The organism is Monashia sp. HAY1-2A (assembly GCF_056755315.1).
The window spans coordinates 18,257-29,367 of the sequence record NZ_JBNDHY010000049.1; the positions used below are offsets into that span (position 1 = coordinate 18,257).

Below are 11,111 nucleotides of genomic sequence, written 5' to 3' on the forward strand. Positions count from 1 at the left end.
ACCTCGTCTCAGGTCAGTGGTCGGGCTCTCGCCGATCACGAGCGACCCTATCAGCGTGCACGCGGATGGGCCGTCGCATACACCTCCCGGAGCCGGTGTGTCGAGACCATCGTGTAGATCTGCGTCGTCGTGACCGACGCATGCCCGAGCAGCTCCTGCACGACGCGCACGTCGGCGCCACCGTCGAGCAGGTGGGTGGCGAACGAGTGGCGCAGCGTGTGCGGCGACACGTGCTCGCTGAGGTCGGCCCGCTCGGCCGCGCGGCGGATCACCGCCCAGGCCGACTGGCGCGAGAGCCGGTTGCCGCGCTGGTTGACGAAGAGCGCGGGGCCTCCCCGGCCCCTGACCGCGAGGGCAGGCCGGCCGCGGACGAGGTAGGCCGTGACCGCGTCGACGGCGTACCGCCCGACCGGCACGAGACGCTCCTTGCCGCCCTTGCCGTGCAGGCGCACCGCCGAGACGCCGACGCCGGAACCGGACGTGGGGGCCTCCCCCGCGACGTCCGGGCCCGGCGGGCCGGGAAGGTCGAGGTCGTCGACGTCCAGCCCGACGACCTCGCTGATGCGGGCACCCGCGCCGTAGAGCAGCTCGAGCAGGGCCCGGTCCCGCAGGGACTCGGGCGTGTCGCCGACCGACGCTGCGGCGAGCAGCCGCTCGACGGCCTCGACGGAGATGGCCTTGGGCAGGCGGGCCGGCGGCTTCGGCGGTGCCACGTTGGCGGCCGGGTCGGTCGGCGCCTGCCCCTCGAGGGCCAGGAAGCGGTGGAACCCACGGACGGCGACGAGGGTCCGCGCGGCCGAGGACGGCGCGAGCCCCCGCTCGTGCAGGCCGGCGAGGAAGTCGGTGACGTCGGCCTCGGTGACCCGGGCGGCGTCGGTGACGCCGCGGGCCGCGAGATGGGCGGTGTAGGCGCGCAGGTCGCGGCGGTAGGAGGCGAGCGTGTTGTCGGACGCGCCCTTCTCGACGCGGACGTGGTCGAGCCAGCCGCGGACGTCGCGCTCGATGCGCGTGACGCCCGCGGCCGGCGGGGCTGCGGGCGGCTGGGTCAGGACAGCGCCTCGTCGAGCGAGACGGCGGTCATGCCGTGGGCCTCGGCGACGCCGGCATACGTGACGTGACCGTCGTGGGTGTTGAGACCGAGCGCCAGCGCGTGGTCCGAGCGGAGGGCGTCCTGCCAGCCCTGGTTGGCCAGCTTCACCGCGTACGGCAGGGTCGAGTTGGTCAGCGCGTACGTCGACGTGTTCGGCACCGCCCCCGGCATGTTCGCCACGCAGTAGAACACCGAGTTGTGCACCTGGTAGGTCGGGTCGGCGTGCGTCGTGGCGTGGCTGTCCTCGAAGCAGCCGCCCTGGTCGATGGCGATGTCGACGAGGACCGACCCCGGCTTCATCCGGGCAACGAGGTCGTTGGAGACCAGCTTCGGGGCGGCCGCACCGGGGATGAGCACCGCACCGATGACCATGTCGGCCTGCAGCACCTGCTCCTGAACCGTCAACCGCGACGAGGCGAGGCCGTGCACCTGGTTGTCGTAGCGCCAGAAGGACATCCGCAGCTTGTCGAGGTCGGTGTCGAGCAGCGTGACGTCGGCGCCCATCCCGAGGGCGATGTTCGCGGCGTTCTGCCCGGAGACGCCGGCGCCGAGGATGACGACCTTGGCGTTGGCGACCCCGCCGACACCGCCCATGAGCACGCCACGACCGCCCTGGGCACGCATCAGCGCGTGGGCCCCCACCTGCGGAGCGAGGCAACCGGCCACCTCGGACATCGGGTAGAGCAGCGGCAGCGCGCCCGAGGGCAGCTGCACCGTCTCGTAGGCGATGCCGGTGACCCTGCGGGCCACGAGCTCCTCGGTGAGCCGCTTGTCGGCCGCGAGGTGCAGGTAGGTGAACAGCGTCAGCCCCTCGCGCAGGCGGTGGTACTCCTCGGCCACGGGCTCCTTGACCTTGAGGACGAGGTCCGCCTCGCCCCACACGTCGTCGGCCGAGCCGATGATGCGGGCGCCGGCGGCGACGTAGTCGTCGTCTCCGATCTGCGAGCCGACGCCAGCGTCCTTCTCGACGAAGACCTCGTGACCGTGCTCGGTGAGCTCGTGGACGCCCGACGGTGTGATGGCCACGCGGTACTCGTGGTTCTTGACCTCGCGAGGGATACCGACCTTCATGCCTGTTGCACTTCCTTCCGGACTCACGACCTCCCGCGGCGCCGTTGCCGCGGTCGAACGGCCCCGTCCAGCGGCCGCGAGGCCAGCGTATCCACGTGGTGGACGCGTCCGCGGCCGCCCCGGCACACTGCCGGGCCGGGCTCCGGCGCGTAGGTTGGCTACCGACCAGGGAGGCGCACCGATGAGGCCCGACTCATGAAGCTCTACGCCGACACCCCCGCCCGGCGGACGCGTCAGCTGCTGTCCGACGTGCTGGTGCTGCTGTGGGTCGGCCTCTGGGTGTGGCTCGGACGCCGGACCCACGACGTCGTCCTGGGGCTGCGCGGGCCGGCCGACTCGATCACCGCGGCCGGCGACTCGGTGCACCGCTCCCTCGCCGGCGCCGGTGACCAGGCCGGACGGATCCCTCTCGTCGGTGACCAGCTCGAGCAGTGGCTCGGGCAGGCCGCGAGGTCGGGCACGACGCTGAGCGACGCCGGCGCGTCGATGGCCACGGCCGTCGAGCGCGTGGCCCTGGTGCTCGGGCTCGTCGTGGCCCTCGTGCCGATCGTCATGGTCGTCGGGCTGTGGCTCTACGTGCGCATCGGCTTCGCCCGCCGGGCCGCGGCAGCCCAGCGGTTCGTCGACTCCGGCTCGGACCTCGACCTCTTCGCGCTGCGGGCCCTGGCCAACCAGCCGATGCGGGCCCTGGCCCGAGTCTGCGACGACCCGGTCGGTGCGTGGCGGCGCCAGGACACCGTCGTCATCCGCGAGCTGGCGCGGCTCGAGCTGCGCGACCAGGGCCTGCGCCCACCGCCTACGTGAGCGGGCCGTTCAGCCCTCGACGCGCGTGACGGCCGGGCGCAGGTCCTCGGCGGGCGGGGTCCACGCCTCGGCGTCCGCCGGAAGCTGTTCCCCGGAGCGGATGTCCTTGACCTCGTCGCCGGACTCCCCCGCCTCGGGGAACCAGACGAACGGGATGCCCCGACGCTCGGCGTAGCGGATCTGCTTGCCGAAGCGGGCCGCCGACGGCGCCACCTCACAGGCGATGCCGCGTCGGCGCAGGGCCGTCGCCACCGCCACCGCGACCTCGCGCGAGTCGTCGTCCTTGAGGGCGACGAGGACCGCGGCGGGGGTGGACCGCGACGCCGTGACGAGGCCGCGGCCGACGAGGAGGCCGAGGATGCGCGTGACCCCGATCGAGATGCCGACACCGGGGTAGGTGTTCCGGCCGTCCGTGGCGAGCGCGTCGTACCGGCCCCCCGAGCAGAAGGACCCCCACGACTCGTGCCCGACGAACTGCGTCTCGTAGACCGTGCCCGTGTAGTAGTCGAGGCCCCGCGCGATCCGCAGGTCGGCCACGATGCGGCCCGGGGCGTGCGCCATGCCGGTGCGGATGACCTCGGCGAGCGACTCGAGGCCCTCCTCGAGCAGCGGGTGCTCGACGCCGAGCGCCCGGACCTGCTCGACGAACGAGAGGTCCTCGCTGCGGATGTCGGCCAGGGCCAGGCACCGGTCGGCCTGCTCGTCGGTGGCGCCGGCCTCGACGAGCATCGCCTTGACCTTCTCGGGGCCCACCTTGTCGAGCTTGTCGACGATGCGCAGGGTGCCGACGACGTCGGTGATGCCGATGCCCTGGTAGAAGCCGTTGGGGATCTTGCGGTTGTTGACCTGGATGACGAACTCGCCGACCGGGAACCGGCTGAAGACGTCGGCGATGACGAGCGGCATCTCGGCCTCGAAGTGCGGGCTCAGCTCACCGGTGTCGACGACGTCGATGTCGGCCTGCGTGAACTCGCGGTAGCGCCCCTCCTGGGGACGCTCACCGCGCCAGGCCTTCTGGATCTGGTAGCGCCGGAACGGGAACGACAGCTTGCCGGCGTTCTCCAGGACGTACCGGGCGAAGGGCACCGTCATGTCGAAGTGCAGGCCCCAGCGGGCGTCCGCGTCGTCACCGGCGAGCCGGGAGACCGCGTAGATCTCCTTGTCGGCGTCGCCGCCCTTGCCGAGCAGGCGGTCGACCGGCTCGATGGAGCGGGTCTCGACGGAGGAGAAGCCGTGCAGCTCGAAGGTCTCGCGGATGACGTCGAGGAAGCGTTGCTCGACGATGCGCTCGGCAGGCAGGTACTCGGGGAACCCGCTGATCGGCGTGACCTTGGTGCTCGGGGTGCTGCTCACGCGCCCAAGTCTGTCAGGTACGGGTTCGTGGCCCGCTCGTGGGCCATCGTCGTGGCCCGGTAGTGCCCCGGCAGGACGAGCGTCGTGTCGGGCAGGGGCAGGACCTTCTCGCGCAGGCTGCGCCGCATCGCCTCCGCGTCGCCGCCGGGCAGGTCGGTGCGCCCGATCGAGCCGGCGAAGAGGACGTCGCCGGTCACCATGGTGCGGTCGACGTCGACCTGGCCCCGGATGCCGTCGGGCACGCGGTCGATGCCGAACATGACCGAGCCCTCGGTGTGGCCCGGGGCGTGGACGACGTCGACGTCGAGCCCGGCGAGCGTCAGGCGCGTGCCATCGCCGATCTCCACCACGGTGCTGGGTTCGGTCCACTGCGCCGCCGTGCCGAACTGTTGCTCGAGCATCGCGACGAGTCCCGGGTTGCTGCGCGCGAGGAGGTCGGTCAGCCGGTACCGGTCATCGGCGTGGATGTAGGCGGCGGTGTCCGAGCCGCACACGGGCGTGACCGAGTAGACGTGGTCGACGTGCCCGTGGGTGAGCAGCACCGCGGCAGGCCGGAGCCGGTGCTCGGCCAGCACGTCCCGGAGCGTCTCGACGACGCCGACGCCCGGGTCGACGACGATGCACTCCTCCCCCGCCGCCGGCGCGATGACGTAGCAGTTCGTGTCGAAGGCCTGGGCCGGGAAGGCGATGGTGAGCACATCGCGAGCCTAGCGAGACGTGCCCTGGCGCCCGCTCACCGCAACATCTCCGGAACCGAGCCAGTTGTCATGGACTCGTGACCGGTCCTGCTGCGCCCGAGCCGGGCTCCTTCCTTAAAATGACCGAACGCCCGGGGACCACCCCCAGCGGCCCGTTCGAGGAGAGGTTCGTGACCAAAGAGCAGGAACGCGCACGTGCGCGCCGCCGCCACGAGGAGCAGCTGAAGAAGGCCAAGCCGCCGGTCAGCGACTCGACGCGGGACAAGCAGGTGTTCGGCGTGATCCTCGCGGTCATCCTCGTCGTCGCGGCCGTCATCGCAGTGCCCAAGATCATCGGCAGCTCCGACACCGGCACGCCGGCCGCCGCAGCCACGACCACGCCCGCTGCGTCGACGACCTCCGAGCCCGGCGCGACGACCGGCGCCAACGGCCTCCAGGCCGGCCAGAAGCTCGCCGCGGGCTGCACCAGGCCCCCGGCGCTGCAGAAGACGCCGAAGAAGCTGACGCAGGTCCCCGACAAGAAGACAGCCGCCGGCAAGACCTTCGTGGCCACCATCAGGACCACCTGCGGGCCCGTCGTCGTCGAGCTCGACGGCGCCAAGGCCCCGCAGACGGTGGCATCGTTCCTCAACCTGGCCAAGGCGGGGTACTGGGCGCCGAGCCCCTGCCACCGCGTCACGACCGAGGGCATCTACGTACTCCAGTGCGGCGACCCCACGGGCACCGGCTCGGGCGGCCCCGGCTACACCTTCGGCATCGAGAACGCGCCGAAGGACGGCACGTACCCGGCCGGCAGCCTGGCCATGGCGCGCACGCAGGACCCGAACAGCAACGGCGGCCAGTTCTTCATCACGTACAAGGAAACGAAGTTGCCGACCGACGGCGGCGGCTACACGATCTTCGGGAAGGTCATCAAGGGCCTCGACGTCGTCGCGAGGATCGCGGCGAACAAGGCCCTGCCGCCGAGCCCCGCCGACGGCACCCCGGTGTCCCCGATCAGCATCCTCAGTGTCAGCGTGACGGAGAAGAAGGCATGAGCGACGTGCAGCACCCCCAGCCCGACGAGACCCCGGAGGTGGTGCCGGCCGCGGAGGGCTCCGAGGCCGCTGGCACGACGCCGGACGCGCCCGGGGCCGGTATGGCGGACACGGCGGAGGCCACCACCGAGAACGCGACCGACGCCCAGCCCCACGTCCCCACGGAGGAGCAGGCACCTGTGAACCCCGCAGCCGACATGGCCGACACGCTCGAGTCCGTCCGCGTGACCGAGGCGGCCCACGCGGCGGACCCCGTCCAGACCGACGACAGCACGGGGACCGCGGAGACCGCCGAGACCGAGACTGCCGAGCCCGAGACCGCCGAGACCGAGACCGCCGAGCCCGAGACCGCCGAGACCGTGGCGCCGAGCGTGGCCGCTGGACCCATAGAGACCTCGCAGCCGAGCGTGGCGGCGGAGCCTGAGGTGGCCGAGCCCGAGGCGGCTGAGCCGGCCGTCGCCGAGCCCGCAGGGGCGGCTCCCGCGGACGTCGCGGTCCCGGAGTCGGCAGAGCCGGCCGGCACTGCTCCGCAGCCGCCGGCCGAGACGCCGGCCGACGCCGAGGCGCCTGCTGCCGGGGTCACCGGGGTCGCGGCGGCAGCGCCGGCGGCGCCGGCAGCGCCGGTGCCCGCGCCCCCGAAGCCGAGCGCGGTGCCCAGGCCGTCGGGGATCCCGACACCCGCGGCCGTGGCCAAGGTCGCCGGCCACGCCCCGGCGCCCGCCGCCCCGGCACCGGTGACGAGCGACCACTCCGCGTCGGCCGCGTTCGGTCGCGTCGCCGAGGACGGCACCGTCTTCGTGCGCACCAGGGACGGCGAGCAGGAGGTGGGCTCCTACCCGGGTGCCACGCCGGAGGAGGCGCTGACCTACTTCGCGCGCAAGTACGACGAGCTGTTCGCCTCCGCCGTGCTGCTCGAGCAGCGGCTGGGACAGCCGGAGGTGCCGTCCAAGGACGTCGCCGAGGGGCTCAAGACGCTGGCGGCGCAGGTCAAGGACGCGACCGTCGTCGGCGACCTCGACGCGTTGGCCGCCAAGCTGGACGAGATCCAGTCCGGCATCGCGAGCAAGCGCACCGTCGAGCAGCAGCACCGCGCCGAGGCTCGAGCCCTGGCCACCGCCGAGCGCGAGAAGATCGTGGCCGAGGCAGAGCAGATCGCGGCCCAGCCGGAGAACCGCATCCAGTGGAAGAGCAGCGGTGCCCGGATGCGCGAGCTGCTCGACGAGTGGAAGGCCCACCAGCGGGCGGCCACCCGCCTCGACCGCGAGACCGAGTCCGCGTTGTGGCAGCGCTTCAGCGCCGCGCGCAACGGCTTCGACAAGGCCCGCCGTGCCCACTTCGCCCAGCTCGACGCCCAGCACGCGGACGCCAAGACCCGCAAGGAGCGCCTCGTCGCCGAGGCCGAGAGCCTCGCGACCAGCCACGACTGGGCCGCCACCGCCGGCGCGTTCAAGCGTCTCATGGACGAGTGGCGCCGGGCCGGACGCGCGAGCCGCACCGACGACGACAAGCTGTGGACCCGGTTCAAGGCCGCGCAGGACGCGTTCTTCGCGGCCAAGGACGAGGTCGTCGCCGCCGAGGAGGAGCAGTACCGCGGCAACCTCGAGGTCAAGGAGGCGCTCCTCGTCGAGGCGGAGGCGATCCTGCCGGTGACCGACCTCGAGAAGGCCAAGGCGCAGCTGCGCATCGTCCAGGACAAGTGGGACGCCGCCGGCAAGGTCCCGCGCGCCGACATGGACCGGGTCGAGAAGGCGATGCGCCGCATCGAGCAGGCCGTCCGCGACGCCGAGGACCGGAAGTGGCGGTCGACCAACCCGGAGGTCGCCGCGCGCGCCCGGGGCATGGTCGACCAGCTCGAGCGTGCCGTCGCCGACCTGCGCGAGGAGCTCGAGAAGGCCGAGCGGACCGGCAACGAGTCCACGATCCGCAAGGCCCGTGAGGCGCTCGAGGCACGTCAGACCTGGCTCGACCAGGCCCGTGCCGGCGTCGCCGAGTTCGGCGGCTGACCCAGCCGCGACCGACCGTCGGTGGGCCACGACCCGTGGCTCGCCGACGGTCGGTCGTTGGCGCGGGGTCGGTCAGCGGCGCAGGGCGGCGTCGGTGGACTTGCCGCCGTTGACCCGGTAGACGTCGAAGACGCCGTCGATCTTGCGGACCGCCTTGATGACGTGGTCGAGGTGGGCCGGGTCGCCCATCTCGAAGGTGAACCGCGAGATGGCGACACGGTCGCGGGAGGTCTGCACCGACGCCGACAGGATGTTGACGTGCTGGTCGGACAGCACCCGCGTCACGTCGGACAGCAGCCGGTTGCGGTCGAGGGCCTCGACCTGGAGCTGCACGAGGAACACGCTGGCCGAGCTCGGGGCCCACTCGACGTCGATGAGCCGCTCGGGGTTGGCGGTCAGCTGCGTGGCGTTGGTGCAGTCGGCCCGGTGCACGGAGACGCCGTTGCCGCGGGTCACGAAACCGATGATCGGGTCGCCGGGCACGGGCGTGCAGCACTTGGCGAGCTTGACCCAGACGTCGGCCGTGCCCACGACGACGACGCCCGGGTCTCCCCCGCGGCGCCGCTTGGCCTGACGGGTGGGGACGGTGGCCTCGGCGAGGTCCTCCGTCGCACCGTCGACGCCACCCATCGAGGCGACGACCTTTCCGACGACGTGCTGCGCCGACACGTGGCCCTCGCCGACGGCCGCGTAGAGCGCCTCGATGTCCTGGTAGCGCAGGTCGGTGGCGACGGCCGTCATCGACTCGTGGCTCATGAGCCGCTGCAGCGGCAGGTTCTGCTTGCGCAGGGCCTTGGCGATGGCGTCCTTGCCGGCCTCGATGGCCTCCTCGCGCCGTTCCTTGCTGAACCAGGCCTTGATCTTGTTGCGGGCCCGCGGGCTCTTGACGAACTGGAGCCAGTCGCGCGAGGGACCCGCGCCGTCGGCCTTGCTCGTCAGCACCTCGACGACGTCGCCGTTCTCGAGCGTCGACTCCAGCGGTACGAGGCGGCCGTTGACCCGGGCGCCGATGCAGTGGTGGCCGACCTCGGTGTGGACCGCGTAGGCGAAGTCGACGGGGGTGCCGCCCATCGGGAGGGCGACGACCGCGCCCTTGGGCGTGAAGACGTAGACCTCGCTGCTGCCCATCTCGAAACGCAGCGAGTCGAGGAACTCGCCGGGGTCCTCGGTCTCGCGCTGCCAGTCGAGCAGCTGGCGCAGCCAGGCCATGTCGTTCTGCGGGGTGATCTCGCCGGGGCGCGCTCCCCCGCCCTTGACGGCCTGGTCCTTGTACTTCCAGTGGGCCGCGACGCCGTACTCGGCGCGGCGGTGCATCGTGTGCGTGCGGATCTGGATCTCGACCGGCTTGCCCTGCGGGCCGATGACCGTCGTGTGCAGCGACTGGTACATGTTGAACTTCGGCATCGCGATGTAGTCCTTGAACCGGCCCGGGACCGGGTTCCACCGCGAGTGCAGCGCACCGAGCGCTGCGTAGCAGTCGCGCACCGTGTCGACGAGGACGCGGACCGCGACGAGGTCGTAGATCTCCTCGAAGTCCCGGCCGCGCACGATCATCTTCTGGTACACGGAGTAGTAGTGCTTGGGCCGGCCGGTGACCGTGGCCTTGATCTTGGCCGCCGTGAGGTCCTCCGTGACCTGGGACCGGACGCCGGCGAGGTACTCCTCACGGGCCGGGGCCCGCTCGGCGACGAGACGGACGATCTCGTCGTAGACCTTCGGGTAGAGCGTCGCGAAGGAGAGGTCCTCGAGCTCCCACTTGATGGTGTTCATGCCGAGGCGGTGCGCGAGCGGGGCGTAGATCTCGAGGGTCTCGTTCGCCTTGCGCTTGGCCGACTCCGGGCTCACGTAGCGCCACGTGCGAGCGTTGTGGAGGCGGTCGGCCAGCTTGATGACGAGCACGCGGATGTCGCGGGCCATCGCGATGACCATCTTGCGCACGGTCTCGGCCTGCGCGGCCTCGCCGTAGGTCACCTTGTCGAGCTTGGTGACGCCGTCGACGAGCATCGCGATCTCGTCACCGAAGTCGCGACGCAGCTCGTCGAGACCGTACGAGGTGTCCTCGACGGTGTCGTGCAGCAGCGCGGCGGCGAGGGTCGGCGGGGTCATGCCGAGCTCGGCGAGGATCGTCGTCACGGCGAGCGGGTGGGTGATGTACGCGTCGCCGCTCTTGCGCATCTGCCCGTCGTGGGCCCGCTCGGCCACGGCGTAGGCCCGCTCGATGACCGACAGGTCGGCCTTCGGGTGGTTCTGGCGCACCACCGTCATGAGCGGCTCGAGGACGGGGTTGCCCCCCGGCCGGGTGGCCCCGAACCGGGCGAAGCGGGCGCGCACCCGCGAGGGGGTGGACAGCTCGCTACGGACGTCCTCGCTCATGGAGAGAGTCTAGGCGGTCGGCCCGGGGTCACACGGTGAGGATGGCGTTGACCGGCCGTCCGGTGAGACGTTCTCGGCCGCCCAGGAAGGCCAGCTCGAGGACGACCTCGACGGCCACGACCTGCGCCCCGGCTCGCTCGACGAGCTGGACGGTCGCCTCCGCCGTCCCGCCCGTGGCGAGGACGTCGTCGACCACGAGGACGCGCTGGCCCGGCTCGAAGGCGTCGGTGTGCACCTCGATCTCGGCGGTGCCGTACTCGAGGGCGTAGGACTCCCTGAGCGTGTCACCCGGCAGCTTGCCGGCCTTGCGCACGGGGACCATCCCGAGACCGAGCTCGTGGGCGACGGCCGCCCCGAGGATGAACCCGCGCGCCTCGATGCCGACGACGACGTCGACCGTGCCGGCGTACCGGCGCGCGATGTCGCGCACCAGGGCACCGAAGGCAACGCCGTCGGCGATGAGCGGGGTGAAGTCCTTGAAGAGGACGCCGGGCTTGGGGAAGTCGGGGATGTCGCGCAGCCGGCTGGCGACGAGGTCGCTGATCTCGCTCACTCGTGGTGGTCCTTCGCTCTGGCTGGTCAGCGTCGCGACTTGGGCGCCCGCTTGGGCTGGTTGCGGGGGCCCGCCTGTGCGTACTTGTGCACCTGTCTCTTATACACATCTGACGCTGCCGACGACGGA

9 protein-coding genes are annotated in these 11,111 nt (G+C 72.0%); 3 read left to right on the forward strand and 6 right to left on the reverse strand.

Features of this window, described 5'->3' with window-relative positions; genetic code table 11:
- Nucleotides 1-50: 50 nt before the first annotated feature.
- Both xerD and ald read right to left on the reverse strand, forming a co-directional pair.
- A complete protein-coding gene (xerD, locus tag ACPYOM_RS09630; RefSeq protein WP_481345773.1) occupies nucleotides 51-1,049 on the reverse strand; it encodes a site-specific tyrosine recombinase XerD in 999 nt (332 codons plus the stop codon).
- On the reverse strand, nucleotides 1,046-2,161 hold the full coding sequence (gene ald / locus ACPYOM_RS09635; RefSeq protein ID WP_481341505.1) for an alanine dehydrogenase: 1,116 nt from the start codon (nucleotides 2,159-2,161) through the stop codon (nucleotides 1,046-1,048). The genes xerD and ald overlap by 4 nt, the downstream gene beginning before the upstream one ends.
- Nucleotides 2,162-2,356: 195 nt before the next feature.
- Between ald and ACPYOM_RS09640 the strand changes: the two genes are divergently transcribed.
- Nucleotides 2,357-2,965 carry a hypothetical protein gene (locus ACPYOM_RS09640; RefSeq protein WP_481345767.1) on the forward strand — a complete coding sequence of 203 codons (609 nt, stop codon included), beginning with the start codon at nucleotides 2,357-2,359 and terminating at the stop codon, nucleotides 2,963-2,965.
- Between the two features lie 9 nt (nucleotides 2,966-2,974).
- Here the strand turns inward: ACPYOM_RS09640 and hisS are convergent, their stop codons facing one another.
- Entirely contained in the window at nucleotides 2,975-4,318 is a 1,344-nt protein-coding gene (hisS, locus tag ACPYOM_RS09645; protein ID WP_481345768.1) for a histidine--tRNA ligase, read from the reverse strand.
- Complete coding sequence (locus tag ACPYOM_RS09650) at nucleotides 4,315-5,016, reverse strand: MBL fold metallo-hydrolase (protein WP_481345769.1); 702 nt, start codon at nucleotides 5,014-5,016, stop codon at nucleotides 4,315-4,317. The genes hisS and ACPYOM_RS09650 overlap by 4 nt, the downstream gene beginning before the upstream one ends.
- A 170-nt stretch (nucleotides 5,017-5,186) precedes the next feature.
- On the opposite strand from ACPYOM_RS09650, the gene ACPYOM_RS09655 reads away from it, so the two are divergent.
- Together ACPYOM_RS09655 and ACPYOM_RS09660 are read left to right on the forward strand one after the other, a co-directional pair.
- The gene (locus ACPYOM_RS09655; protein ID WP_481345770.1) at nucleotides 5,187-6,053 is read left to right on the forward strand and encodes a peptidylprolyl isomerase; all 867 of its coding nucleotides are present in this window, start codon (nucleotides 5,187-5,189) and stop codon (nucleotides 6,051-6,053) included.
- A complete protein-coding gene (locus tag ACPYOM_RS09660; RefSeq protein ID WP_481345771.1) occupies nucleotides 6,050-8,056 on the forward strand; it encodes a DUF349 domain-containing protein in 2,007 nt (668 codons plus the stop codon). The genes ACPYOM_RS09655 and ACPYOM_RS09660 overlap by 4 nt, the downstream gene beginning before the upstream one ends.
- 72 nt (nucleotides 8,057-8,128) lie before the next feature.
- On the opposite strand, the gene ACPYOM_RS09665 is transcribed toward ACPYOM_RS09660, so the two are convergent.
- Complete coding sequence (locus ACPYOM_RS09665) at nucleotides 8,129-10,429, reverse strand: RelA/SpoT family protein (RefSeq protein ID WP_481341499.1); 2,301 nt, start codon at nucleotides 10,427-10,429, stop codon at nucleotides 8,129-8,131.
- A gap of 28 nt (nucleotides 10,430-10,457) precedes the next feature.
- Nucleotides 10,458-10,982: an adenine phosphoribosyltransferase gene (locus ACPYOM_RS09670; protein ID WP_481345772.1), complete on the reverse strand. Its 525-nt coding sequence runs from the start codon at nucleotides 10,980-10,982 to the stop codon at nucleotides 10,458-10,460.
- Between the last annotated feature and the right edge of the window lie 129 nt (nucleotides 10,983-11,111).

Bases quoted from the DNA above. Each gene is read 5' to 3' on its own strand.
- ACPYOM_RS09665 (WP_481341499.1), bottom strand. From the start codon at position 10,429: ATGAGCGAGGACGTCCGTAGCGAGCTGTCCACCCCCTCGCGGGTGCGC.
- ACPYOM_RS09640 (WP_481345767.1), top strand. From the start codon at position 2,357: ATGAAGCTCTACGCCGACACCCCCGCCCGGCGGACGCGTCAGCTGCTG.
- ald (WP_481341505.1), bottom strand. From the start codon at position 2,161: ATGAAGGTCGGTATCCCTCGCGAGGTCAAGAACCACGAGTACCGCGTG.
- ACPYOM_RS09660 (WP_481345771.1), top strand. From the start codon at position 6,050: ATGAGCGACGTGCAGCACCCCCAGCCCGACGAGACCCCGGAGGTGGTG.